General features: G+C 69.3%; 26 protein-coding genes. 24 read left to right on the top strand and 2 right to left on the bottom strand.

All coding sequences use genetic code 11. The features are described from left to right. The first annotated feature begins 7 nt into the window (after window positions 1–7). Genes HPO96_RS20665 through HPO96_RS20655 form a run of 3 tightly spaced genes read left to right on the top strand, consistent with a single transcriptional unit; the run spans window position 8 to window position 2,450 of the window. On the top strand, window positions 8–610 hold the full coding sequence (locus HPO96_RS20665; protein ID WP_171675128.1) for a TetR family transcriptional regulator: 603 nt from the start codon (window positions 8–10) through the stop codon (window positions 608–610). Further along, the gene (locus HPO96_RS20660) at window positions 607–2,154 is read left to right on the top strand and encodes an MFS transporter (RefSeq protein WP_171675127.1); all 1,548 of its coding nucleotides are present in this window, start codon (window positions 607–609) and stop codon (window positions 2,152–2,154) included. Before HPO96_RS20665 ends, HPO96_RS20660 begins: the two co-directional genes overlap by 4 nt. Continuing rightward, window positions 2,151–2,450 (top strand): thiamine-binding protein, encoded by a 300-nt coding sequence (locus tag HPO96_RS20655; protein WP_171675126.1) that lies wholly within the window; start codon window positions 2,151–2,153, stop codon window positions 2,448–2,450. The genes HPO96_RS20660 and HPO96_RS20655 overlap by 4 nt, the downstream gene beginning before the upstream one ends. A gap of 453 nt (window positions 2,451–2,903) precedes the next feature. On the opposite strand, the gene HPO96_RS20650 is transcribed toward HPO96_RS20655, so the two are convergent. Beyond that, window positions 2,904–3,632: an SDR family oxidoreductase gene (locus tag HPO96_RS20650; protein ID WP_171675125.1), complete on the bottom strand. Its 729-nt coding sequence runs from the start codon at window positions 3,630–3,632 to the stop codon at window positions 2,904–2,906. Window positions 3,633–3,731: 99 nt separating this feature from the next. Between HPO96_RS20650 and HPO96_RS20645 the strand changes: the two genes are divergently transcribed. The 6 genes from HPO96_RS20645 (at window position 3,732) to HPO96_RS20620 (ending at window position 9,539) form a co-directional block, all read left to right on the top strand. Further along, window positions 3,732–4,598 carry a helix-turn-helix transcriptional regulator gene (locus tag HPO96_RS20645; protein WP_171675124.1) on the top strand — a complete coding sequence of 289 codons (867 nt, stop codon included), beginning with the start codon at window positions 3,732–3,734 and terminating at the stop codon, window positions 4,596–4,598. 64 nt (window positions 4,599–4,662) lie between these two features. Continuing rightward, window positions 4,663–5,940 (top strand): ThuA domain-containing protein, encoded by a 1,278-nt coding sequence (locus HPO96_RS20640; protein WP_171675123.1) that lies wholly within the window; start codon window positions 4,663–4,665, stop codon window positions 5,938–5,940. Window positions 5,941–5,960: 20 nt separating this feature from the next. Then, a complete protein-coding gene (locus tag HPO96_RS20635) occupies window positions 5,961–7,037 on the top strand; it encodes a WD40/YVTN/BNR-like repeat-containing protein (RefSeq protein ID WP_171675122.1) in 1,077 nt (358 codons plus the stop codon). Further along, window positions 7,034–7,837, top strand: a complete 804-nt coding sequence (locus HPO96_RS20630) for an endonuclease/exonuclease/phosphatase family protein (protein WP_171675121.1) — start codon at window positions 7,034–7,036, stop codon at window positions 7,835–7,837. The genes HPO96_RS20635 and HPO96_RS20630 overlap by 4 nt, the downstream gene beginning before the upstream one ends. A gap of 196 nt (window positions 7,838–8,033) precedes the next feature. Further along, window positions 8,034–9,338: a C40 family peptidase gene (locus HPO96_RS20625; protein ID WP_171675120.1), complete on the top strand. Its 1,305-nt coding sequence runs from the start codon at window positions 8,034–8,036 to the stop codon at window positions 9,336–9,338. A 42-nt stretch (window positions 9,339–9,380) separates the two neighbouring features. Next, window positions 9,381–9,539 carry a hypothetical protein gene (locus tag HPO96_RS20620; RefSeq protein ID WP_171675119.1) on the top strand — a complete coding sequence of 53 codons (159 nt, stop codon included), beginning with the start codon at window positions 9,381–9,383 and terminating at the stop codon, window positions 9,537–9,539. Window positions 9,540–9,549: 10 nt separating this feature from the next. Here HPO96_RS20620 and HPO96_RS20615 read toward each other — a convergent pair whose 3' ends face one another. Then, entirely contained in the window at window positions 9,550–10,038 is a 489-nt protein-coding gene (locus tag HPO96_RS20615; RefSeq protein ID WP_171675118.1) for an inorganic diphosphatase, read from the bottom strand. 50 nt (window positions 10,039–10,088) lie between these two features. Here HPO96_RS20615 and dacB point away from each other — a divergent pair, with 50 nt between their 5' ends. The 15 genes from dacB to HPO96_RS20540 all read left to right on the top strand — a co-directional run bounded on the left by dacB (window position 10,089) and on the right by HPO96_RS20540 (window position 23,216). Further along, window positions 10,089–11,432, top strand: coding sequence for a D-alanyl-D-alanine carboxypeptidase/D-alanyl-D-alanine endopeptidase (dacB, locus tag HPO96_RS20610; protein WP_171675117.1), 1,344 nt, complete (start codon window positions 10,089–10,091; stop codon window positions 11,430–11,432). 40 nt (window positions 11,433–11,472) lie between these two features. Continuing rightward, window positions 11,473–12,567, top strand: coding sequence for a zinc-dependent metalloprotease (locus HPO96_RS20605; RefSeq protein ID WP_171675116.1), 1,095 nt, complete (start codon window positions 11,473–11,475; stop codon window positions 12,565–12,567). Further along, on the top strand, window positions 12,539–13,621 hold the full coding sequence (gene tilS / locus HPO96_RS20600; RefSeq protein WP_171675115.1) for a tRNA lysidine(34) synthetase TilS: 1,083 nt from the start codon (window positions 12,539–12,541) through the stop codon (window positions 13,619–13,621). The genes HPO96_RS20605 and tilS overlap by 29 nt, the downstream gene beginning before the upstream one ends. A 4-nt stretch (window positions 13,622–13,625) precedes the next feature. Then, window positions 13,626–14,180, top strand: a complete 555-nt coding sequence (hpt, locus tag HPO96_RS20595; protein WP_171675114.1) for a hypoxanthine phosphoribosyltransferase — start codon at window positions 13,626–13,628, stop codon at window positions 14,178–14,180. A gap of 174 nt (window positions 14,181–14,354) precedes the next feature. Beyond that, window positions 14,355–16,394 (top strand): ATP-dependent zinc metalloprotease FtsH, encoded by a 2,040-nt coding sequence (gene ftsH, locus HPO96_RS20590; protein WP_171675113.1) that lies wholly within the window; start codon window positions 14,355–14,357, stop codon window positions 16,392–16,394. A gap of 64 nt (window positions 16,395–16,458) precedes the next feature. After that, a complete protein-coding gene (gene folE / locus HPO96_RS20585; RefSeq protein ID WP_171675112.1) occupies window positions 16,459–17,031 on the top strand; it encodes a GTP cyclohydrolase I FolE in 573 nt (190 codons plus the stop codon). 141 nt (window positions 17,032–17,172) lie between these two features. Then, window positions 17,173–18,315: a S1 family peptidase gene (locus tag HPO96_RS20580; protein ID WP_171675111.1), complete on the top strand. Its 1,143-nt coding sequence runs from the start codon at window positions 17,173–17,175 to the stop codon at window positions 18,313–18,315. 117 nt (window positions 18,316–18,432) lie between these two features. Continuing rightward, window positions 18,433–19,230 (top strand): dihydropteroate synthase, encoded by a 798-nt coding sequence (gene folP / locus HPO96_RS20575; RefSeq protein ID WP_171675175.1) that lies wholly within the window; start codon window positions 18,433–18,435, stop codon window positions 19,228–19,230. Beyond that, window positions 19,227–19,700, top strand: coding sequence for a nuclear transport factor 2 family protein (locus HPO96_RS20570; protein ID WP_171675110.1), 474 nt, complete (start codon window positions 19,227–19,229; stop codon window positions 19,698–19,700). The genes folP and HPO96_RS20570 overlap by 4 nt, the downstream gene beginning before the upstream one ends. Continuing rightward, on the top strand, window positions 19,697–20,086 hold the full coding sequence (gene folB, locus HPO96_RS20565) for a dihydroneopterin aldolase (protein WP_171675109.1): 390 nt from the start codon (window positions 19,697–19,699) through the stop codon (window positions 20,084–20,086). Before HPO96_RS20570 ends, folB begins: the two co-directional genes overlap by 4 nt. Then, window positions 20,083–20,640 (top strand): 2-amino-4-hydroxy-6-hydroxymethyldihydropteridine diphosphokinase, encoded by a 558-nt coding sequence (gene folK / locus HPO96_RS20560; RefSeq protein ID WP_171675108.1) that lies wholly within the window; start codon window positions 20,083–20,085, stop codon window positions 20,638–20,640. Before folB ends, folK begins: the two co-directional genes overlap by 4 nt. Next, entirely contained in the window at window positions 20,640–21,161 is a 522-nt protein-coding gene (locus tag HPO96_RS20555) for a DUF3180 family protein (RefSeq protein WP_171675107.1), read from the top strand. Before folK ends, HPO96_RS20555 begins: the two co-directional genes overlap by 1 nt. Before the next feature lie 11 nt (window positions 21,162–21,172). Then, complete coding sequence (locus tag HPO96_RS20550; protein ID WP_171675106.1) at window positions 21,173–21,613, top strand: hypothetical protein; 441 nt, start codon at window positions 21,173–21,175, stop codon at window positions 21,611–21,613. Window positions 21,614–21,656: 43 nt separating this feature from the next. Further along, the gene (locus tag HPO96_RS20545) at window positions 21,657–22,448 is read left to right on the top strand and encodes an inositol monophosphatase family protein (RefSeq protein ID WP_171675105.1); all 792 of its coding nucleotides are present in this window, start codon (window positions 21,657–21,659) and stop codon (window positions 22,446–22,448) included. Window positions 22,449–22,496: 48 nt separating this feature from the next. Further along, complete coding sequence (locus HPO96_RS20540) at window positions 22,497–23,216, top strand: NADPH-dependent F420 reductase (RefSeq protein ID WP_171675104.1); 720 nt, start codon at window positions 22,497–22,499, stop codon at window positions 23,214–23,216. The last annotated feature ends 107 nt before the right edge of the window (window positions 23,217–23,323 follow it).

Raw genomic sequence — 23,323 nt, 5'->3', positions numbered from 1 at the left:
TCTTCGGGTGAAGCAGGTCGAGGGCGGGTTGCGGGAGCGGAAGAAGCTCCAGACCAGGGCGGCGCTGGCGGAGGCCGCCCTGCGGCTGGCGCTGGAGAAGGGGCCGGACAACGTCACGGTGGAGGAGATCGCCGCGGCGGCCGACGTGTCGGTGCGGACCTTCTTCAACTACTTCCCGCACAAGGAGCACGCGATCCTCGGGCGCAATCCCGCGCACCTGGAGCGCGCGCTCGAGCTGATCGCGACGGCGCCGGCCGAGCAGTCGCCGTTGACGACGATGCGGCTGATCGTGCACGACGTCCTGCGGGAGCTGCTCGACGAGGGCGAGCTGTCGCGCCGCGGCGAGCTGATCATGGGCTCACCCAGCCTGCTCTACCACCTGATGCTGTCGAGTATGGACGACGAGCGTCAGCTGTCCGTGGCGCTGGCGGAGCGGATCGGCGATCCGCTCCGGGCCCGGCTGGTGGTCAGCAACGCCGGCGCCGCCTGCCGGATCGCCGTCGAGCTGCACCGGGAGACGCCGGACGCCGCCCCCGCCGACCTCGTCGACGCGGCCTTACAACTACTTGCCCAGGGCCTCGACCCTGACTATCGGAAAGGTCAATCATGACGACCACCTCGGCCGGGGGGACCGGCTCCGTCGCGACGCTGACGCCGCGGCAGACCGTCCAGGCCATGTCCGGTCTGATGATGGGACTGTTCGTCGCGATCCTGGCCGGCACCGTGGTGTCGACCGCGTTGCCGCGGATCATCAGCGATCTGCAGGCGAGCCAGTCGTCGTACACCTGGGTCGTGACCGTCGAGCTGCTCGCGATGACGGCGACCGTGCCGTTGTGGGGCAAGCTCGCCGACCTCTACAACAACAAGCTGCTCGTCCAGCTGTCGCTCGGCTTCTTCGTCGTCGGCTCGCTGGTGGCCGGGTTCGCGCCGAATATCGAGGTGCTGCTCGGCAGCCGCGTCCTGCAGGGGCTGGGCGGCGGCGGGCTGACCGCGCTGGTGCAGATCGTGATGGCGGCGATCATCCCGCCGCGTGAGCTCGGCCGCTACTCGGGCATCTTCGGCGCGGTCTTCGCCTCGGCGACCGTCGGCGGCCCGCTGCTCGGCGGCTTCCTGGTCGACTCGCCGCTGGGCTGGCGGGCCTGCTTCCTGATCGGCGTCCCGTTCGTGCTGGTCGCGATCTTCCTGCTGCAGCGCACGCTGCACCTGCCGACGGTCCGGCGGGACGTGCGGATCGACTGGTGGGGAGCGTTCTTCATCACCGCCGGCGTGAGCACGCTGCTGGTCTGGGTATCGCTCGCCGGCAAGAACTACGAGTGGGTGTCCGGGTGGAGCTTCGTGCTCGTCCTGGTCGGGTTGCTCTCGCTGCTGGCCGCCGTGCTGATCGAGCGCCGGCACCCCGAGCCGATCATCCCGATGGACCTGTTCCGCAACCGCACGGTGACGCTGGCCATCGTCGCCAGCACGCTGGTCGGCGTCGCGATGTTCGGCGGCTCGGTGTTCCTCGCGCAGTACTTCCAGATCGCGCAGGGCTACTCGCCGACCGCGGCCGGTCTGATGGGTCTGCCGATGATCATCGGCATGATGGGCGCCTCCACGGTCGCCGGCGCGCTGATCACGAAGTACGGCAAGTGGAAGATCTACCTGGTCGTCGGCAGCATCCTGCTCCCGATCGGTCTGGCCCTGTTCGGCACCATCGAGGCGCACACCTCGAAGTACATGCTGTGGTCCTTCATGCTCGTGCTGGGTATCGGCATCGGCCTGGTCATGCAGAACCTGGTCCTCGCCGCGCAGAACGACGTCCCGGCCCGGGAGCTGGGCGCCGCGACGTCCGCGGTCAGCTTCTTCCGCTCGATGGGCGGCACCATCGGCGTCAGCGTCCTCGGGGCCATCCTGGCCAACCGCGTCATCGAGGAGCTGGGCGGGTCCGGCGGCGGTGGCGGCGGCGCCGTCCCCAACCTCGCCGAACTCCCGCCGGCGGCCCGCGTCGCCGTCGAGAACGCGTACGGCGTCGCCACCGCGGAGCTCTTCATGCTCTCCGTCCCCGTCGCCGTCCTCGCCCTGATCGCCGTGGTCTTCATCAAGGAGAAGCCCCTCCTGACCACCACCGCCACCGAACGCCTCGCCACCGAAGAGACTGACAAACTGGACACATGATCGTCGCGTTCAGCATCAGCCCACTGTCGGGTGACGAGACCGGAGGCGTGAGCGAAGCGGTGGCTGCGGCCGTCCGCGTCGTTCGCGCCTCCGGCCTCCCCAACGAGACCAACGCCATGTTCACCAATATCGAGGGTGAGTGGGACGAGGTGATGGCGGTGGTGAAGGAGGCCGTCGAGGTGGTGGCTGCGGTTTCGCCGCGGGTGAGTTTGGTGTTGAAGGCGGATATCCGGCCGGGCTTCACGGGGCAGCTGACCGCGAAGGTGGAGCGGATCGAGCAGGCGCTGGCTGACTAGGTGGTGGCTCGGCGGTAGGCGGCGCAGGCGCCGTTGCGCGATTGTCGCCAACGGGTGGTCGCCGAGCGTGGCTGCGGCGGTGACCACGCGGCGCATTCTCGTCGTCAGGACCTGCTTTCCGGGGTCACGGACCAGGTCGGCCAGATCGCGAAGCAGGGCAGTGTCACGATCGGTTTCGGACAGGTTCCGGTACGCGCCCTCCCGTTCGAGATGGCCGCGGACCAGCCTGTGGTGGTAGCTCTGGTCGAGCACAGCTGCCACGCTTCGAGGAGGAGCTGATCGGGAGGCGGCGTCGACAGCACCCGCAAGGCGCTCAGGTCACCGTGCACGGCGCCGTCGCGGAGCTTCCGCGTTGCGCCGTCCCCGGTCCAGCTCGGAACCAGGCGGCGCCGGCTTCGTCGTGCGCGACGTAGTCGCCGGCGTGCCTGGGCCTCGTCCATCGGGCCAGTATCGCTAGTGCGTGTTGAGGGCGGCGACGGCTTGGGCGTGGCGGTTCTCGCGTTCGGCGGAGCGGAGGAAGTGGACTCGGTCGACGAGGATTTCTTCAGCTTCGGGGTGTTGCTGGAAGAGGGTGATGGACTCGTCGGCGTACTCGGCGAGGGGCATCCAGGTGGGGTCGGGGGCGGCGCCGTTCATGAGGTTGGTCTGGACGGCGGGTGGGACCAGTTCGACGACCTGGATGCCGGTGTCGGCGAGCTGGATGCGCAGGCTCTGGGTGTAGCTGTGGACGGCGGCCTTGGTGGCGTTGTAGGTCGGGGTGATCGCCAGCGGGACGAAGGCGAGGCCGGAGCTCACGGTGACGATGGCGGCGTCCGGGCGGGTCCGCAGTTGCGGGGTGAAGGCGGCGATCGCGCGAATGGTGCCGAGCAGGTTGATCGCGATGGTTTCCTCGGCGACGGCGAGGTCGGGGGTGTGCAGGTCCTCGGCGCGCATGATGCCGGCCATGGTGATCAGGACGTTGACGTCGGGGTGCGCAGCGGCGACGGCTTCGAGGGCGGCCGGGTCGGCGACGTCCAGGACGACGCCCTGGATACCGTCCTCGGCGGCGATCCGGTCGAGCAGGTCCTTGCGGCGGCCGCTGATGATCACGGTGTTGCCGAGGTCGCGGAAGCGGCGGGCCAGTTCGAGGCCGATCCCCGAGGTGCCGCCGGTCATGAAGATCGTGTTGCCAGTCGTTTTCATGGCTCCAGCCTCGAACCGGATGCCGTCGGCAACCAGGCTCGGTCCAGCCACTGCTCGGCAAGCAGTGGATAACTCCGGCCGGGCGAGCACACTGGAAGCATGGAGTACGCCGACCTGTCCGATTTCCTCCGCAAACGCCGCGAGGCCCTGCAGCCCGAGGACGTCGGCATGCCGCGTGGACGACGCCGTCGGACACCCGGATTGCGGCGCGAGGAGGTCGCCGTCCTGGCCTCGATGTCGACCGACTACTACAGCCGGCTCGAAGGCGGCCGCGGCCCGCAGCCGTCGGTCGACATGCTCGGCTCGATCGCCCGCGCGCTCCGGATGACGATGGAGGAGCGCGACTACCTGTTCGTGCTCGCCGGGCACGGTACGCCGCCGCGGACGACGCGCGCCTGTCACGTCGACCCGGGGATGCTCCGGATCATGGACCGGCTGCAGGACACCCCGGCCCTGTTGATCAACCGCTGCGGCGAGACCCTCGCGCAAACTCCGGCGCATGTCGCGCTGGCCGGTGAGCAGACCAACTTCGAAGGGATGGAGCGCAGCGAGGCCTACCGCTGGTTCGTCCACCCGGAGTCCCGCGTGCTTTACCAGGACGCCGAGGCCGAGCGGCACAGCCGGCTGCTCGTCTCACTGCTGCGGATGACCGCGACCGCCGACGGTCCCAAGTCGTACGCCGCCGGCCTGGTGACCGCGCTGCGCAAGGCGAGCCCTGAGTTCGAGGCGATCTGGGAGCGGCACGAGGTGGTCCCCGCGCACAGCCGGACGAAGCACTTCCGGCACGCGGCCGTCGGCGAGCTGGACCTGTACTGCGAGGTGATCGACAACCGGGACCAGCAGCAGACCCTGGTCGTTTTCACCGCTGAGCCGGGGAGCGAGAGCGCCGAGAAGCTGCGGTTGCTGAGTGTTTTGGGGAGCCAGGCGATGAGCTCTGGACAGGACTTTCGCCGGGAGTTAATTTAAGTCCCGAAGCTCGGAAAGCCCATTCCCGAACTTCCTACGCCGCCCCTCCGGAGAGGACCGCCCCATGCCTTCCGATCGCTTACGCCTGCCCGCGTTACTGCTCGCTGTCCTCGCCATCGTCGTCGGCCTGACCTCGGCGGCGACCGCGAAAGTTGAAGCGACCTTCAACGTGCTGGCCTTCTACAGCGGAAACACCCAGGACGCGGCGCACAACGACTGGGTGAAGGAGGCCAACGAGCGGTTCCCGCAGTTCGGCGCGCAGAACGGCTTCACCTACACCGCGACCAACGACTGGAGCCGGCTGAACAACCTGCAGGCCTCGCAGTACCAGGTCGTGATGTTCCTCGACAACACGGTCTGGGTGCAGTCGCAGCGAGCGGGTTTCCAGCGCTACATGGAGAACGGCGGCGCCTTCTTCGGCTGGCACGTGACGAATTACAACGACGCCAACCAGGGTTGGCCGTGGTTCAACAACACGTTGCTCGGCACCGGCCGGTTCGTGTCGAACACCTGGTTTCCGTCCCCGGTGACGCTGCGGGCCGAGAACCGGTCGCACCCGTCGCTGGTGAACACCGGCGCGACGTTCCGCTCGGCGACCAGTGAGTGGTACAGCTGGCAGTACGACCTGCGGCAGAACCCGAACATCCAGGTGCTCGCCTCGATCGACCCGTCGAGCTTCCCGGTCGGCAACCAGCAGGGCAACATCTGGACGTCGGGCTACTACCCGATCATCTGGACCAACAAGAACTTCAAGATGATCTACGCGAACTTCGGCCACAACGCGATGAACTACCAGACCAACACCCGGACGTCGTCGACCTTCGACAGCCCGGCGCAGAACCAGTTCGTGATGGATGCGCTGAAGTGGCTCGGCGGTGGCGGCGGCACGGTCCCGCCGGTCGAGCAGCCCGCGCCGAACAGCTGGTACACGGTCGCGAACAAGGCCAACGGCAAGTGCGTCGACGCCCGCGCCGCCGCGACGACGAACGGCACGGTCGTCCAGCAGTACAGCTGCAACTCGACCACCGCGCAGCACTTCCAGTTCCAGCCGACGTCGGACGGCTTCACCCGGGTGAACAACCGCAACGACGCGACCAAGGTGATCGACGTCGCGGGCGTCGCGACCACCGACAACGCGGGGCTGCAGCTGTGGACGTACAGCAACGGCGGTAACCAGCAGTGGCAGGCGGTCTCCGAAGGCGGCGGCTACTTCCACTTCGTCGTCCGGCACACCAGCAAGTGCCTGACCGTCCCGGGCGGCTCGACCGCTGACCAAACTCAACTAGTCCAATCCACCTGCAACGGCAGTGCGGCCCAGTCGTTCAAGCTGACGGCGGCCTGACACCTGCGTAGATTGCGGCCATGAGATTCCTGCGTGTGGCCGCAATCGCGGCAGGAGGTCTGCTGGTGGTGACACAGCTGTCACCGGCCCAGGCGAGTGGCGGGCCGTCGTACCGATGGAACTTGACGCCTACGGGGAGTACGGCGCAGTTCCGCGGGTTGTCGGCGGTCAGCAAAGACATCGCCTGGGTCGGTGGCTCCCAAGGACAAGTGCTGCGCACGCTGGACGGCGGCCGGCGCTGGCAGAACGTGAGCCCGCCCGGCGCTGAGGCGCTGCAGTTCCGCGACGTCCACGCGTTCGACGCGAAGCGCGCGGTGATCCTGTCGATCGGGACGGGCACCGACTCCCGCGTCTACCGGACGGCGGACGGCGGCAAGAGCTGGACCGAGACGTTCCGCAACGCCGACCCGAACGCGTTCTACGACTGCCTCGCCTTCAACGACGACCGCAACGGGCTCGCGCTCAGCGACCCGGTCGACGGCAAGTTCCGGATCGCCGCCACCGCGGACGGCGGTCGCTCGTGGAAGGTCCAATCGAACGCCGGGATGCCGGCTGCGCTCCCCGGCGAGTTCGCCTTCGCCGCGAGCGGGACGTGCCTGGTCGCCGGCCGCGGCCGGACGGCGTGGTTCGCAACCGGCGGCGGCGATCGCCCGCGGGTCTTCCGGACGTCGGACGGCGGCCGGCGCTGGTCGGTCACCGACTCCCCGATGGCCAGCGGCGCCGCGGCCGGCATCTTCAGCCTGACCTTCCGCAACTCGCTGTTCGGGGTCGCGGTCGGCGGCGACTTCGAGAAGCCGACCGAGGCCGTGAAGGCCGCCTCGGTCACGTACGACGGCGGTCGCAGCTGGAAGCTGGTCCCGGCCGGGAAGGCGCCGAAGGGCTACCGGAGCGGATCGACGTTCGTGCCCTGGTCGCCGTTCACGGTGATCGCGGTCGGCCCGTCCGGCAGTGACGTCAGCCAGGACGGCGGCCGGAGCTGGAAGCAGTTCTACGACGGCAGCTTCGACAGCGTCGAGTGCGGCGGCCACGGCATCCGGGCAGGGTGCTGGGCGTCCGGTGCCAAGGGTGCCGTTGCGCGACTGGAGGTCGGCCGATGAAGCGCGCATTGGTGTTGCTGGTCGGGTTGCTGATGACCGTCCCGGTCGCGGCGTCCGCCGTACCGGACCGCGGTCGGTCGGTGACGGTGATTTCGTACAACATCCATCACGGCGCCGGGACGGACGGCGTCCTCGACCTGGAGCGCATCGCCGCGGTGATCGAGCAGAGCGGCGCGGACGTCGTCGGCCTGCAGGAGGTCGATCGGCACTGGAGCGAACGCAGCAACTGGGTCGACCAGCCCGCGTGGTTCGCGAAGCGGCTCAAGATGCACTACGCGTACGCCGCCAACCTCGACCTGCCGCCGCTGAACCCGGGCGAGCCCCGGCGCCAGTACGGGACGGCGATCCTGTCGAAGTTCCCGATCAAGAGCTTCCAGAACACGCCGCTGCCGCTGTATCCGGGCAGTGAGCAGCGCGGGCTCGCGGTCGCCACGCTCAAGGTTCGCGGCGCCGAGCTGCGGTTCGCGAACACGCACCTGACCAACATCAACCCGCCCGAGCGGCTCGAGCAGGCGCAGAAGGTGGTCGAGCTGCTCGGGACGCCGAAACGGGCGACGCTGCTCGTCGGCGATCTGAACGCGCGGCCCGATACGCCGGAGATCAAGACGCTGACCGACGTCCTCGCCGACGCCTGGACCGAGGTCGGCGCCGGACCCGGGCACACGAGCCCGGCGGACAACGCCACGGCCCGGATCGACTACCAGTTGCACAGCCGGCAACTGCGGCCGACGAAGGCCTCGGTACCGGTCAGCCAGGCCTCCGACCACCTACCGGTCGTTGCCTCGTTCAACCTCCGCTGACCCTGTTCCGAGCGCGGAAGCGCCCCCTGGCTCCGGCCGGCGGGGCGCTTTTTCGTGAATTACAAGCTTGTAGTTTGTCAAGTCGACACGCAGGTGAAACAAAGATACTTGTGTGAAAACTGTTCCCAATGGGGCTCAAGGCAATTAGTGTCACGTATGTGGTCCAGGAGGGCCAATTGGCGGAAGGGACGACCTCATGCGGACACTGCTCTCGGGTGTGTTGACCGTCTGTCTGGCCGGTTCCATGACCGTTGTTCCGGTCACCGCCCAGGCCAAGCCGTCGCCGCCGGTGATCCCTTCGCAGGCCGCGGTCGAGCGGGCCAAGAAGGCGGCCGCCGACAAGGCGGGGCAGGTCAAGGCGATCGAGCAGCAGCTGGCCGCGGCCGAGGCCCGGCTCGAGCAGCTCGGCGTCCGGTCCGGGATCGCCGACGAGGCGTACAACGGAGCCGTCTACCGGCTGGAGCAGGCCCGTAAGGACGCCGCTGCTGCGGCGGCGCGGGCCGCGAAGGCGCAGAAAACCCTGACCGAGCAGCGACAGCAGATCGGCCGGTTCGCGGCGGCGTCGTACCAAGGCGGCGGCGATATCGCGAAACTCGGCCCGCTGTTCACCGCCGAAGGGCCGCAGCAGCTGCTCGACTCGGCCGGCGCCGCGCACTCGGTGTCGGCCGCGATGCAGGGCTCGTACTTGCGCTATTCGGCGTCCCAGGTCGTCACGAATCTGTTCAAGGTCCAGGCCGATCAGGCCGTGGTCAAGGTGAAGCAGGCGACCGACGAGGCCGCGCGGGCGAAGCGGGCGGCCGAGGCGGCCGAGCGCGCGCAGTCCGCGGCGGTCACCGCGATGGGCGTTCAGCGCCAGCAGTCGATCGCCCAGCTCGCCGTCCTGCAGAACACGTCCATCCAGGTGGCCGCCCAGCGGCAGCGGGGGCTCGAGGAGCTTGCGCGACAGCGCGCCGCCGCTCTCGCCGCGAAGAAGGCCGCCGAACTACGCCGTAAGATCGCCGCCCGCGAGGCCGCCGAGCGCGCCCGCGAAGCGGCCGAGAAGGCCCGGGAAGAGCGCGAGGAGCGCGAGCAGGGCAAGAAACCCGGGAAGAAGAAGCCGCGTAAGGAGCGTCCCGGCGGCGGCGGTACGGGCGGCCGGGGCGCCCAGGCGGCGATCAACTTCGCGCTCGCCCAGCGCGGCGACATGTACCTCTGGGGCGGTACCGGCCCCTCCCGCTGGGACTGCTCGGGCCTGATGATGGGCGCCTGGAAGCGGGCCGGCGTCCAGCTCCCGCACTACAGCGTCGCGCAGTACGAGCAGACCCGGCACATCGACGAGGACGAGCTGCGCCCGGGCGACCTGATCTTCTGGTCGATCGACCCGGACAACCCGGCCACCATCCACCACGTCGGCATGTACCTCGGCGACGGGCGGATGATCCACGCCCCCCGCTCGGGCAAACCGGTCCAGATCCAGAGCGTCTACTACTGGGAGCCGCCGGACTTCTTCGGCCGCCCCTGAACCACCGCAGGACCGAACCACCGCAGGACGGGGATGCACGTGATGAGACTCAACCGAACAGCGTGGACCGCGACCCTCGCCCGGCTCCGGCCGGCCAACCGCCGCAAGGAGCCGCAGCCGGCCCCCGCGCCCGAGCCGCCGGTCATTGCCCAGCGCAACGACGACCGGGAGTACGCGTCGTACTCCCTGGTCGGCTGGTAGTCGCTGTCGCTCAGTGGCCTTCGGTCTTGAGCCGGGCGAAGGAGGCGCTGATCTCGGCCTCGGCGTCCGCGCGGCCGACCCAGGTGGCGCCTTCGACGGACTTGCCCGGCTCGAGGTCCTTGTAGACCTCGAAGAAGTGCTGGATCTCGAGCCGGTCGAACTCCGGCAGGTGGTGGATGTCGCGCAGGTGCTCCTGGCGCGGGTCGCCGGCCGGGACGCAGACGACCTTGTCGTCCGGGCCCTTCTCGTCGGTCATCCGGAACATGCCGATCGCGCGGGCGCTGATCAGGCAGCCGGGGAAGGTCGGCTCGGGGAGCAGCACGAGCGCGTCCAGCGGATCGCCGTCCTGGCCCAGGGTGTCCTCGATGAAGCCGTAGTCGGACGGGTACTGAGTGGCCGTGAACAGGGTGCGGTCGAGCCGCAGCCGGTTCGTCTTGTGGTCCAGCTCGTACTTGTTGCGGGTGCCCTTGGGGATCTCGATGAAGACGTCGAACTCCATACGGCAGATACTGTCACGGTTCGGACCGACCAAATGACAGGAGCAGCCCGGTGGCCCGTCCTCCTCGTGCGGTGTTCGTCACGCTGCTCGCCACAGCCTTGTGCCTCGGCTTGGCGGGCGGAGCGCGCGCCGTACCCGGATCCGCGCGGTCCGCGCCGCCGGTGCTGGCTCCGGCGACGGCGGAGGGTGCCGCGCCGACTTCGCTCGGTGTGCAGAAAGCGCTGGCCGGCATCCTCGCGGACCCGGCGCTGGGCAAGCACCGGGGCGTCTACGTGTACGACGTCGCCCGGGAGAAAGTGGCGTACGCCACCGGAGCCTCGACTCCGTACACCCCGGCGTCCACGCTGAAGCTGCTGACGACGGTCTCGGCGCTCGCGACGCTCGGGCCGGAGCACCGGTTCAGCACGAAGGTCGTGAGCGCGGGCAAGGGCTCGATCGTGCTCGTCGGCGGCGGTGACCCGCTGCTGACGATCAAGTCGTCGGCGCGCGAGGACTACCCGACCCGGGCGACCCTCCAGGCGCTGGCAGTCAGCACGGCGAAGGCGCTGAAGGCAGCGGGCGTCACCAGCGTCACCCTCGGGTACGACGCCTCCCTGTTCACCGGGCCGGCCGGGAACGCGCGCTGGGAGTCCAACTACCTGCCGGAGGGCATCGCGGCCCGGACGTCGGCGCTGTGGGTGGACGAGGGCCGGATCGCGCGCGGAATGGCCAAACGGTCGGAGTCGCCGGCGCAGGCGGCGGCTGGGTGGTTCGCCAAGCTTCTGATCGGCAATGGCATTGATGTCACCGGCGCGCCCAAGCCGAAGAGCGCACCGGCCGGTGCGGAGGCGCTGGCCCGGGTGGCGTCGCCGACGGTCGGTCAGATCGTCGAATACGTGAATCTGCACAGTGACAACGACGGTGCGGAGGTTCTGCTCCGCCATGTCGGTCTGGCGACCAAGAGCGGCGGCTCGTACACCGGTGGCGCCAAGGGCGTCGAGGAGACGCTGACCAAGCTCGGGCTCGACGTCGGCAAGTCGTCGATCTACGACGGCAGCGGGCTGACCCGGACGAACAAGGTCACCCTCGACGTACTGGCCGGTGCGGTTCGGGTGGCCGCTTCGAAGGACCACCCGGAGCTGCGGCACCTGCTGACGGGTCTTCCGGTCGCCGGTTTCACCGGAAGCCTTGAGGACCGCTTCGGCTCCGGTGGGGCGGGTCCTGGGACCGGTCTGGTCCGGGCGAAGACCGGGACGCTGACCGGCGTCCACAGTCTGGCCGGGATGGTCCGGACGCGGAGTGGGACGCTGCTGGCCTTTGCGGTCGCGAGTGACAGTGTTCCGGTGCCGAAAACGCTCGATGCGCGCGCCGCGCTGGACCGTGCGGCTGCTGCGTTGGCCAACTGCGGGTGCTGAGTTAGCTGCCGCGGCTTGTTCCTGCGACTAGTGTCGACGTATGAGTACGGCGGAAGGCGATACAGCGGCTGAGATGGTCGACTGGCAGCTGGCGACCGGTGTGGCCCGACGGCTGCTGCGACCGGGACCAGTGGTCAGCCGCGCCGAGGCAGAGCAGGTCGTTGCCGAGCTGCGGCAGTTCGCGGCCGACTCCGAGCATCACGTGCGCGAGTTCACCGGTCTGCAGGCGACGTCGGCCACTGCGCCGGTCGTGATCGTGGACCGCCCTGGCTGGGTCCAGGCGAACGCGGACGGCTTCCGGACCGTGCTGAAGCCGCTGACCGACAAGCTGCGCGAGAAGGCCGACCGCACCAGCGGGCTGTCCTCTGCGGTCGGCTCTCGGGTGACAGCGATCGAGGCGGGCGCGCTGCTCGCTTTCATGTCTTCTCGGGTCTTGGGGCAGTTCGACCCGTTCTATCCGGCCGAGCCGGACCCGGCCCGTCCTGGGCTGACCGGGCGGCTGCTGCTCGTGGCGCCGAATGTGATGCACGTGGAGTCCGAGCTGGGCGTTGTGCCGCGGGACTTCCGGTTGTGGGTCTGTCTGCACGAGGAGACGCACCGGGTGCAGTTCACGGCAGTGCCGTGGCTGCGGGACCACCTGCGGTCCGAGATCGGGCTGTTCCTCGACCAGGCCGAGCTGGACGCTTCGGCGTACGCGGCGATGCTGCGGGAGGCTGTGCAACGGCTGGGCCGGTCGGTGCGTGGTGAGGCCGAGCTGAGCTTGGTCGACCTGATGCAGTCGCCGGAGCAGCGTGCGGTGCTGGACCGCCTGACCGCGGTCATGTCGTTGCTGGAAGGGCATGCGGACTTCGTGATGGACGGCGTCGGGCCGGCGGTCATTCCGACCGTGGACGTGATCCGTTCCAAGTTCACGTCGCGGCGACAGAGTGGGAACCCGGTCGACCAGCTGCTGAAGAAGCTGCTCGGGCTGGACGCGAAACTGCGGCAGTACAAGGACGGCGCCGCGTTCGTCCGCCGCGTCGTCGACCAGGTCGGCATGGACGGGTTCAACCGGGTCTGGACCGGTCCGAACACCCTCCCCACCAAGAACGAGATCGCGAACCCCGATGCCTGGATCACCCGCCTCCACGGCTGACGGCGCCTCCGGCGCCGAAGAAGGTATGGCGGCGGGGGCCGCCGGTGGTGGTGAGGAGCGGCGGGGGCGGCTGCATCCGGCGATCGCTCGGGTTCGTGAGGCCGTACGGGCCGCGCTGGCCGACCTGCCTGTTGGGACGACTGCTCTCGTCGCCTGCTCTGGTGGCACCGACTCTCTCGCGCTCGCGGCAGCCACCGCTTTCGCGGCGCCGAAGCTCGGAGTACGCGCGGGGGCGGTCATCGTCGACCACGGGTTGCAGCCGGACTCGGGGCGGACGGCGGAGATTGCGGCGGAGCAGTGTCGGGGGCTGGGGCTCGATCCGGTTCAGGTGCGTGTGGTGGAGGTTGGGAGCGCGGGGGGACCGGAGGCGGCTGCGCGGTCGGCTCGGTACGACGCGCTGCGGGCGGCCGCGGACGAGTTCGGAGCGGACGTCGTCCTGCTGGCGCACACCCGGGACGACCAGGCGGAGACGGTGTTGCTCGGGCTCGGGCGGGGCTCCGGGGCCCGTTCGCTGGCTGGGATGGCCGCAGTGGCCGGGCTGCTTCGGCGTCCGTTCCTGGAGGTGCCCCGCGCCACGACGGCCGCCGCCTGTATCGCCTCCGGGCTCCGGCCGTGGCACGACCCGCACAACGACGATCCGACGTACACCCGGGTCCGCGTGCGCCACGAAGTCCTGCCGGTGCTCGAAGAGGCGCTGGGCCCCGGCGTGGTCGAGGCGCTCGCCCGCACAGCCGGCCTCCTCCGGGCGGACGCCGACGCCCTCGACCAGCTCGCTGCGGACCTGGCCGAGACCGCAGTACGCCGTACCGACGGAGAAGTGCACTGTGAGGTCGGAGCGCTCGCAGACGAGCCCGCCGCGCTCCGCACCCGCGTGCTGCGTCAGGCAGCCCTGGAGGCCGGATCACGGGCCACCGACCTCACCGCCGGCCACGTCGCCGCCGTCGACGCGCTCGTCACCGACTGGCGCGGCCAGCGCTGGATCGACCTCCCCCAAGGAGTCCGCGCGGTCCGCCGGGGCGGATTCATAATCCTGGGCACAGATATGACAGGCTGAACCCGTGGATGCTTCGGACATCGAGAAGGACCTGGCTCAGATCCATTACACCGAGGAGCAGATCCTGGGGAAGCTCCGGGAGCTGGCCACGCGGATCGAGCAGGACTACGAGGGCAAGGACCTGCTCATCGTCGGCGTCCTGAAGGGCGCCGTGATGGTGATGGCCGATCTGGCCCGCTCGTTCACGCGGCACGTCGAGATGGACTGGATGGCCGTCTCGTCGTACGGCTCGGGCACCAAGTCTTCCGGTGTGGTCCGGATCCTGAAGGACCTGGACACCGACATCAGCAACCGGCACGTGCTGATCGTCGAGGACATCATCGACACCGGCCTGACGCTGACCTGGCTGGTCAGCAACCTGCAGTCCCGCGGGCCGGCCTCGGTCGAGATCTGCACCGCGTTCCGCAAGCCGGACGCGGCCGCCAAGATGGCGCTGCCGGTGAAGTACGTCGGTTTCGACCTGCCGGACGAGTTCGTCGTCGGGTACGGGCTCGACTACGCGGAGAAGTACCGGAACCTGCGCTGCGTGGCGACTCTCGCGCCGCACGTGTACTCCTGAGCGGCCCGCTCGGGCAGACTTGGTGACAGCCTGTACAACAGGTCGTACCGTCCATTCTTGACCCTCGTGCCGTGTTGTCTTGTGCGGCACGAGACACTTGGACTGGTGTTACCGTCTCAAGCCCGCGAAACCCGGGCCTGCCGAGCTAGGAGGGACGGGGCGTAGGCCTCGATCATGGACGTGAAGCGTATCTTCCGCGGACCCCTGTTCTGGATCGTCATCGCCTTTTTGATGGTGCTGGTGATCGGGCAGCTCCTGACCGGCTCGTCCGGATTCAAGGCCGAGCCGACCGGTGAGGTCGTCAAGGTGATCAAGCAGGCCACCGACGCCCCGGCGGGTCAGAAGGTGATCAAGAACATCACCCTGATCGACCCGAACCAGGAGATCCGGCTCGAGAAGACCGACGGGACCAAGATCCGGGCCTTCTGGGTCGACGGCCAGGCCAACGCGCTCGGCACCCAGCTGCAGCAGCTCTACCAGGACGGCAAGGTCGACAAGTACAACGTCGAGAACCCGAAGCCGAGTTTCATCGGCCAGGTGTTCCAGACGCTGATCCCGTTCCTGCTGATCGCGGTCGTCTTCATCTTCTTGATGAACTCGATGCAGGGCGGCGGCTCCCGGGTGATGAGTTTCGCGAAGTCCAAGGCGAAGCTGATCACCAAGGACACCCCGAAGACCACGTTCGCCGACGTGGCCGGCTGTGACGAGGCGATCGAGGAGCTCGGCGAGATCAAGGAGTTTCTCCAGGAGCCGGGCAAGTTCCAGGCCGTCGGCGCCAAGATCCCCAAGGGCGTGCTGCTCTACGGCCAGCCCGGTACCGGTAAGACGCTGCTGGCCCGCGCGGTCGCGGGTGAGGCCGGCGTGCCGTTCTACTCGATCTCCGGTTCGGACTTCGTCGAGATGTTCGTCGGCGTCGGCGCCTCCCGGGTCCGCGACCTGTTCGAGCAGGCCAAGACGAACGCCCCGGCGATCGTGTTCATCGACGAGATCGACGCCGTCGGCCGGCACCGCGGCGCCGGTATGGGCGGCGGGCACGACGAGCGCGAGCAGACGCTGAACCAGCTGCTCGTCGAGATGGACGGCTTCGACGTCCGCGGCGGCGTCATCCTGATCGCGGCCACCAACCGGCCCGACGTCCTCGACCCGGCGCTGCTGCGCCCGGGCCGCTTCGACCGGCAGATCGCGGTCGACGCGCCCGACCTGCCCGGTCGCGAGCAGATCCTGAAGGTGCACGCCCGCGGTAAGCCGATGGCCCAGGACGTCGACCTCACGGCCGTCGCTCGCCGGACGCCGGGCTTCACCGGCGCCGACCTGGCCAACGTGCTGAACGAGGCGGCCCTGCTGACCGCCCGCTCGAACATGCAGGTGATCGACAACAACGCGCTGGACGAGGCGATCGACCGCGTGATCGCCGGTCCGCAGCGCCGGACGCGCCTGATGTCGGACAAGGAGAAGGTGCTGACGGCGTACCACGAGGGCGGGCACGCCCTGGTCGCCGCCGCGCTGCCGCACTCCGACCCGGTGCACAAGGTGACGATCCTGCCGCGCGGCCGCGCGCTGGGGTACACGATGGTCCTGCCGGACGAGGACAAGTACTCGACCACCCGGTCGGAGATGCTCGACAAGCTGGCCTACATGCTCGGCGGCCGCGCGGCCGAGGAGATGGTCTTCCACGACCCGACCACGGGCGCCAGCAACGACATCGAGAAGGCGTCGGCACTGGCCCGCGCGATGGTCACGCAGTACGGCATGACCGAGCGGCTGGGCGCGATCAAGTTCGGCTCCGACGGCAGCGAGCCGTTCCTGGGCCGCGACTTCGGCAGCCAGCGCAACTACTCCGAGGAGATCGCCGCGGCGGTCGACGAAGAGGTCGGCAACCTGATCCTGAACGCGCACCAGGAGGCCTTCGACATCCTGGTCGAGAACCGCGCGGTCCTCGACCACCTGGTCGAGGAGCTGCTCGAGAAGGAGACCCTGGACAAGGCGCAGATCGCGGAGATCTTCGCCCCGGTGGTCAAGCGCGACCGGCGGCCGGCCTGGACGGGCTCGTCCACCCGGATCCCGTCCGACCAGCCGCCGGTGATGCCGCTGCCGGCCCGCTCGCCGAACGGCTCGCTGACCGACGTCCTGCCGGGTGGCACCGTCGGCCCGGACGAGAACGTCCTGCCGCCGAACTACGGCAACGGGCCCACCCCGCCCTCGCCGAACGAGTAACCCCGGTCACCAGCTGAAGCGCCGCCATCCAAATGATGGCGGCGCTTCCGTTTAGTGTGGCGACATGACTGCGCCGGGGTTCGACCACGAACGGGCCGAGCGGGCCGTACGCGAGCTGTTGTACGCGATCGGGGAGGACCCGGATCGCGACGGGCTGCGGGACACCCCGGCCCGGGTCGCGCGCTCGTACGCCGAGATCACCGCCGGGCTCGGGCAGCGGGCCGAGGACGTGCTGAGCACGACGTTCGAGCTCGAACACGACGAGATGGTCCTGGTCAAGGATATCGAGGTCTGGAGTATCTGCGAGCACCACCTGGTGCCGTTCACCGGCGTCGCGCACGTCGGCTACATCCCGAACCGGGACGGCCGGATCACCGGCCTGTCCAAGCTGGCCCGCCTGGTCGACGTCTACGCGAAGCGGCCGCAGGTCCAGGAGCGGCTGACCACCCAGGTCGCCGAGTCCCTGGTCGAGCTGCTCGAACCGCGCGGCGTGATCGTCGTGATCGAGTGCGAGCACCTCTGTATGACGATGCGCGGCGTCCGCAAACCGGGCGCCAAGACGATTACCTCCGCCGTCCGCGGCCAGCTCCGCAACCCGGTCACCCGCGCCGAGGCGATGAGCCTGATCGTCGGCTGAGATCCGGCCGTAGCCCGGGCCGGTGATCGATCGTTGGGGATTGTGAGCTGGTGGCTGTAGACATTCCGTTGCGTTGCCGTTACTTTCCGTATTGGCGTTCGTTCGACGGGGACCGGGCGCCGGCCGTGAGGAGGACAAGGAATGTCGGGGCGTTACCGGGCCGGCGCCGCACTCGCCGGCGCTGCACTACTCACCGCGGCCGGGTTGGCAGCCGCCAGCTGGGCCACCGCGGATGATCGGGGCCCTGCGGCCAAACCGCGGGTCGAGCCGACCAAACTGATCGGCAAGTCGCCTCTGGCCGCCGCCGATGCGGTCGAGGCCCAGGTCGGCGAGCGGGCCGTCGGCGCGTACTACGACTCCACGGGTGAGCTCGTGGTCGCCGTGTCGGATGCCGCGACCGCGGAGCTGGTGCGCGCGGCCGGCGCCGTACCCAAGCTGGTCCGGCACACCGCGGCCGAGCTCGGCGCGGTCCAGGCCGAGCTGAACAAGCTGGCCGACCGGCAGACCGCCGGCAAGGTCCGCTCCTGGTACGTCGATCCGATCAGCGGCACGGTCGTGGTCAGCGTGCCCAAGGGCGCGCGGGATGTCTTCACCGAGCGCTTCCTGCGCCGCGCCAAGGAGTACGGCGACCAGGTCACCGTGAAGACGGCGTACGGCAAGGTCGTGCCGACGGCTGACGACTTCAGCCTGCGCGGCGGCTTCCAGGTCGACAAGAACACCGGCTACGTCTGCTCGCTCGGGTTCAACGCCCGCAACAGCAAGGGCACCCGGATCTTCCTGACCGCCGGCCACTGCACCTCCGGCAAACCCTCCTTCTCCCGGAACGGGTACATCCTCGGCAACACGCTCACCTCGAGCTTCCCGGGGAACGACTACGGCTCGGTCGACGTGATCGAAGGCTGGGACCAGCAGGGCTACATCGAGGGCTGGGGCCGCGCGAATATCGCCGTCCACGGTTACACCAATGCCACCGTCGGCGCCGAGGTCTGCAAATCCGGGAAGAGCACGGGCTGGTCCTGTGGCCGGATCGTCGCCCGCAACGTCACGGTCAACTACGGCAACAACAAGGTCGTCCGCGGCCTGTTCCAGCACACGGCGTGCGTCCGCTCCGGTGACTCCGGCGGCGCGACCATGACGGGCAACTGGGCCCAGGGCATCACCAGCGGCGCCGCCCTGATCGACGGCAAGTGCCTGGATCAGTACGACCGGGCCAACGAGTCCTACGCCCAGCCGATCGGCGAGGCCCTGCAAGCCACCCAGTCCGAGCTCGTCCTCGGCAACTAGCGCGCGTTCCGGGTAGCTGATTCCGACCGTGTCGGCGCCGCCCACTACGGTGGGCAGGTGGAGAACGGTTCGTGGGGTCACGTCGGCGGGTTACCGGTGCTCGACCGGTGCCTCGTCATGGGCGTCGTGAACGTCACGCCGGATTCGTTCTCCGACGGCGGCGAGTGGTTCGAGCCGGCCGCCGCGATCAAACACGGCCGGGAGCTGCTGGCCGCGGGCGCCGATCTGCTGGATGTCGGCGGTGAGTCGACCCGGCCCGGCGCCGCGCGCCCGGCGCCGGCCGAGGAGATCCGCCGGGTGCTGCCGGTGATCGAGACGCTGGCCGCCGAGGGCGCGCTGATCTCGGTCGACACGATGCGCTCCGAGGTCGCGGCGCTCGCGCTGGATGCCGGTGCCGCGGTGATCAACGACGTGTCCGGCGGCCAGGCCGATCCCGACATGCTCGCGCTGGTGGCCGAACGGCGTACTCCCTATGTCTGCATGCATTGGCGCGGCCACTCGATCGACATGCAGAACAAGGCCGAGTACGGCGATGTCGTCGCCGAGGTGATCGAGGAGCTGGCCGACCGGATCGCCGCGATGCGGGCGGCCGGGGTCGACCTGAGCCGGGTCGCGCTGGATCCGGGGCTCGGTTTCGCGAAGAACGCCGACCACAACTGGGAGATCCTGCGCCGGCTGCGCGAATTCGCCGTCCTGGAGCGGCCGTTGCTGATCGGTGCGAGCCGGAAGGCGTTCCTGGGTAGGCTGCTGGCCGACGAGCAGACCGGCGAGCCGAGGCCCGCCGTCCGACGAGACGATGCGAGCGCGGCTGTTTCCGCCCTGGCCGCCGCGGCAGGAGCCTGGTGCGTCCGGGCCCACGCCGTGGCGCCGAGTGTGGACGCGGTCCGGGTGGCGAAGAGATGGGGAACCGTATGACGGAAGGGTCCGCCAACCCGCGGCCGGGTGACGGCGCGCGCGGTGCGACCGTCGAGGACGTCGTGCTGAACGCGAACACCGCGTTCTACAACGCCTTCGAGGCCGGCGACCTGGATCTGATGGCGGCCGTCTGGCTGCCGGAGCCCGACCCGGTCTGCATCCACCCCGGGAACGCGGCCATCTCCGGCTACTCGGAGATGATGCGCGCGTGGGCGATGATCTTCGCGAACACGCCGTACATCCAGTTCTTCCTCACCGATATCTCGGTACGCGTGGATGAAGACGTGGCATACGTCACGTGTACGGAGAATGTCCTGTCGTCGGGTGAAGGCGCTCCGGAGGAAGGATTCGCGGGCGGTAAGGCGCTCGCGACGAACGTCTTCCGCCGAACTTCCTCCGGCTGGCGGTTGTGGATCCACCACGCCTCCCCGGTACTGTCGTCTGGGGGTCAACAGGAGGAGGCGGAATGAGTGGGCCCTTGGCCTCCCCTGACGTGATCGAGATCCGGGGCATCCGCGGGTTCGGGCGCCATGGGGTTTTCGAGCACGAGCGGGCCGATGGGCAGGAGTTCGTCGTGGACGTCCGGCTGGAGCTGGACACCCGGCCCGCGGCCGCCTCCGACGACCTGGCCGACACCGTGAACTACGGCGTGGTCGCCGAGCAGGTGCACCAAGCGATCGAGAACGACCCGGTGGACCTGATCGAGACCCTCGCCCAGCGCATCGCCGACCTGTGTCTCGCCGACCGGCGGGTGACAGCGACCGCGGTGACCATCCACAAACCCTCGGCGCCGATCTCGGTGCCGTTCGACGACGTTGTCCTGACCGTGCAGCGCAGAGCCGGAGAATCCTCGTGACTGAGACCCCAAGTCCTTACGTCATCGACGCGGACACCCTGAGCGGTGGCCTCAAGCCGATCCGCCAGGTGATCCTGTCGCTCGGCAGTAATCTCGGCGACCGTGAGGCGAACCTGCAGGGCGCGATCGACGCGCTGCGGGACACCCCGGACGTCGTCGTCGTCGACGTCTCGCCGGTCTACGAGACGCAGCCGATCGGCGGCCCGGAGGAGTCCGGCCCGTACCTGAACATCGTCCTGCTGGCCGACACCACCCTCTCGGTGGACCTGCTGCTGGACCGTGCGCACGCGGTCGAGCAGGCCTTCGGCCGGGAGCGCAGTGTGAAGGGCGCCCCGCGGACCCTCGACGTCGACCTGATCACCTACGGCAAGAAGACGATCGAGTCCGACGAGCTGACCATCCCGCACCCGCGGGCCCATGAGCGGGCCTTCGTGCTGGCGCCGTGGCTCGACATCGAGCCGGACGCCGAGCTGCCCGGGCACGGCCCGGTCGCGGAGCTGCTGGGCAAGGTCGGCACCGACGGGGTGTCCAAGCTCGACCTCGAGCTCCAGTAGTGGCCACCGGCGGTCCCGAGTCCGGCCGGGCGCCTGGTTCCGGTCAGGAGCCGCCCCGCCCGGGCTCGGTACGGCCGACGTCACGCCGGCTGCTGGTCGCGATCGCCGTCCTGTGCACGGCGATCGGCTTCACGATGGTGAGGGCGATCGAGGCCGGCGGCGGCGTCGCGCCGGCGGTCTCCTGGCTGACGCTGATCGCATGGGCCTTCCTGGCCGCGCTGCTGCTGGCCGCGGCGCGGAACACCCATCAGCGGGTGCAGGTGCGGCGGGAGCGGATCGAGGCCTCGCGCGCGGTGTTCCTGTTGCTGATCGGAAAGGCGAGCGCTTTCGTCGGCGCGTTGTGCACCGGTGTGTACGCAGGGTTCGCGTTAAGCTTCCTGCGAGGCGTGAGCGCCTCCGGACCTCGTAACAGAGTGATCATGGCCGGTCTCGCCGCCGTGATCTCGGTGCTGGTCGTCACGGCCGGATTATTGCTGGAACGTGCGTGTCGTATTCCCGAGGACCCGGACCAGACCGCCTAACATGACGGTCCATGGGGTCAAGGGGTAGCCGCCGTCGAACCAGGACCACCGTTCTCACCGTCGCCAACGCATCGCTGATCGTTGTCTGCCTCTGTGTCAGCGTCGCGCTGTTCACGCAGAACACCTGGATTCTCCGCGGGGCAGCGATCGCTGCCGTCGCGGTGGCTGTCGCCGCCTCGATGCTGTTGCGCCACCAGTTGCTGGTCGAGCGGCTGGCCCACGCCGACGAGCGTGTCCAGGTCGCGCAGGAGTACTCCCGGATCACCAGCGCCCGCGTCGTCGAGAACGCCGAGTTCGTCGACCTGATGCAGCGCCGCCTGGACAAGATCGACGCCCGGCTGGACAAGATCGACGAAGAGGTCGCCACGGTCGTTGCCGCCGGCGACAAACACTCCCAGGCCGACGCGCCCACCGTGGTCGATCTCAAACTGCGTGGTCTCGCCGCCTCCTGAGTACTGCTGGTAAGCGCTTCCCGGCATCCGGTAGGTTCTAGGCGTGGACCTTTCTCAGCTGCTGACCGTCGCCCAGGCCGCCGTCGACGAAGGACGGACGGTGACGGACTCCCGGGGCCCGGGTGAGCTCACCTTCAAGGGCGACCGGGACATGGCCTCCGAGGTCGATTTCGCGGTCGAGCGGAAGATCCGCGAGTTCCTGGAGCGGGAGACGCCGCAGATCGGCATCCAGGGCGAGGAGGAGGGCGGCCCGACCGAGGGCACCCGCTGGGTCCTGGACCCGATCGACGGCACGGTGAACTTCGTCCACGGGACGCCGCTGTGGGCGATCTCGCTCGGCCTGATCGTCGACGACCGCGCGGTGGCCGGCGTGATCGACCACCCGCCGCTCGGCACCCGGTACGCCGCGGCCGAGGGCGCCGGCGCGACCTGTAACGGCAAACCGATCCAGGGCGGCCAGGCGACCACGCTGAACGAGTCGCTGATCGCGATGGGCGACTACGCGATCGGCCCGCACGCCGGCGAGCACAACCCGGCCCGGACCGAGTTGCACAACCTGCTCGTCCCGCGGGTCCAGCGGCTCCGGATGATCGGGACGGCGGCGACCGCGCTGACCTGGACGGCGAACGGCTTCTTCGACGCCACGATCATGTACTCCAACAAGCCGTGGGACACCATGGCCGGCGTAGCGATCTGCCGGGCGGCGGGTCTGCAGGTCCTCGACCTCGACGGCACGCAGCACTCCCCGGCGTCCCGCGGGACCTTCGCGGTGGCCCCGGCGCTGGCCGCCGAGCTGACCGAGCTGATCGCGCAGTCCGGCGTCCGCGGAATCTGATCGGCCGATCGCGAAATACCGGAGGCACCCCGCCGGTTGTCATCCGGTATGACAACACTGGGAATCATCGGCAGTGGCAACATCGGCACCGTCGTGGCGAAGCAGGCGGTCGCGGCCGGATATGACGTCGTACTGGCGAACTCGCGCGGCCCGGAGAGCCTGCGCGAGAAGGCGGCCGAGCTGGGCGTCCGGGCCGGTACGGCGGTCGAGGCGGCCACGGCGGGGGACATCGTCGTGGTGACGATCCCCTTCGGCCGGTACGCCGAACTCCCGGCCGAGCAGTTGGCCGGCAAGGTCGTGATCGACACGCTGAACTACTACCCGAGCCGGGACGGCCGGATCGAGGAGCTCGACGAGGAGCAGGTGACGACGGCGGAGGTCGTCCAGCGGCACCTGAAGGATTCCCGGACGGTCAAGACCTTCAACAACATCACCGCCGCCGTCCACCTGGACTCGCTGCCGCGCCCGTCCGGCGCCGCGGACCGCAGCGCGCTGCCGTTGTCCGGTAACGATGCCGAGGCGCGGGCCACTGTGGTCGAGTTGCTCGACAAGCTCGGCTGGGACGCCGTCGACGTCGGCCCGCTCACCGAGAGTTGGCGGCATGAGCCCGAGACCGCCGTGTACGTCGACCCGTACCTCGGCGCGGGCATCACGTTCGAGGATCTGGTCGGCGGCGCCCAGGACGCCGGCTCCCCGGCCCCGGCCGCCGAGATCGAGAAGCTGATCGCCACCGCGCACCGCCCGCCGGTCCGCGACCGCCAGTTCTAGCCTGCCCCTCGCTCCCCATTTGCTGGGCTGACCCAGCAGGAGGCGGGCTGGCCATGCGTGTGCGGCTGGCCACCCCGCCTTCTCGTGGGCGGACCCACCAAGGGCGG

This window comes from Kribbella sandramycini (genome assembly GCF_013131805.1).
GTDB classification, from domain to species: domain Bacteria; phylum Actinomycetota; class Actinomycetes; order Propionibacteriales; family Kribbellaceae; genus Kribbella; species Kribbella sandramycini.
Note: the sequence above shows the minus strand (reverse complement) of the source record. Positions and strands in the feature narration are given on the sequence as shown.

Excerpts from the sequence above, each read along its gene's own strand:
- HPO96_RS20660 (WP_171675127.1), top strand. The coding sequence starts at position 607 with ATGACGACCACCTCGGCCGGGGGGACCGGCTCCGTCGCGACGCTGACG.
- HPO96_RS20655 (WP_171675126.1), top strand. The coding sequence starts at position 2,151 with ATGATCGTCGCGTTCAGCATCAGCCCACTGTCGGGTGACGAGACCGGA.
- HPO96_RS20650 (WP_171675125.1), bottom strand. The coding sequence starts at position 3,632 with ATGAAAACGACTGGCAACACGATCTTCATGACCGGCGGCACCTCGGGG.
- HPO96_RS20645 (WP_171675124.1), top strand. The coding sequence starts at position 3,732 with ATGGAGTACGCCGACCTGTCCGATTTCCTCCGCAAACGCCGCGAGGCC.
- HPO96_RS20640 (WP_171675123.1), top strand. The coding sequence starts at position 4,663 with ATGCCTTCCGATCGCTTACGCCTGCCCGCGTTACTGCTCGCTGTCCTC.
- HPO96_RS20635 (WP_171675122.1), top strand. The coding sequence starts at position 5,961 with ATGAGATTCCTGCGTGTGGCCGCAATCGCGGCAGGAGGTCTGCTGGTG.
- HPO96_RS20630 (WP_171675121.1), top strand. The coding sequence starts at position 7,034 with ATGAAGCGCGCATTGGTGTTGCTGGTCGGGTTGCTGATGACCGTCCCG.
- HPO96_RS20625 (WP_171675120.1), top strand. The coding sequence starts at position 8,034 with ATGCGGACACTGCTCTCGGGTGTGTTGACCGTCTGTCTGGCCGGTTCC.
- HPO96_RS20620 (WP_171675119.1), top strand. The coding sequence starts at position 9,381 with ATGAGACTCAACCGAACAGCGTGGACCGCGACCCTCGCCCGGCTCCGG.
- HPO96_RS20615 (WP_171675118.1), bottom strand. The coding sequence starts at position 10,038 with ATGGAGTTCGACGTCTTCATCGAGATCCCCAAGGGCACCCGCAACAAG.
- HPO96_RS20605 (WP_171675116.1), top strand. The coding sequence starts at position 11,473 with ATGAGTACGGCGGAAGGCGATACAGCGGCTGAGATGGTCGACTGGCAG.
- tilS (WP_171675115.1), top strand. The coding sequence starts at position 12,539 with ATGCCTGGATCACCCGCCTCCACGGCTGACGGCGCCTCCGGCGCCGAA.
- ftsH (WP_171675113.1), top strand. The coding sequence starts at position 14,355 with ATGGACGTGAAGCGTATCTTCCGCGGACCCCTGTTCTGGATCGTCATC.
- folE (WP_171675112.1), top strand. The coding sequence starts at position 16,459 with ATGACTGCGCCGGGGTTCGACCACGAACGGGCCGAGCGGGCCGTACGC.
- HPO96_RS20580 (WP_171675111.1), top strand. The coding sequence starts at position 17,173 with ATGTCGGGGCGTTACCGGGCCGGCGCCGCACTCGCCGGCGCTGCACTA.
- folP (WP_171675175.1), top strand. The coding sequence starts at position 18,433 with ATGGGCGTCGTGAACGTCACGCCGGATTCGTTCTCCGACGGCGGCGAG.
- HPO96_RS20570 (WP_171675110.1), top strand. The coding sequence starts at position 19,227 with ATGACGGAAGGGTCCGCCAACCCGCGGCCGGGTGACGGCGCGCGCGGT.
- folB (WP_171675109.1), top strand. The coding sequence starts at position 19,697 with ATGAGTGGGCCCTTGGCCTCCCCTGACGTGATCGAGATCCGGGGCATC.
- HPO96_RS20550 (WP_171675106.1), top strand. The coding sequence starts at position 21,173 with ATGGGGTCAAGGGGTAGCCGCCGTCGAACCAGGACCACCGTTCTCACC.
- HPO96_RS20540 (WP_171675104.1), top strand. The coding sequence starts at position 22,497 with ATGACAACACTGGGAATCATCGGCAGTGGCAACATCGGCACCGTCGTG.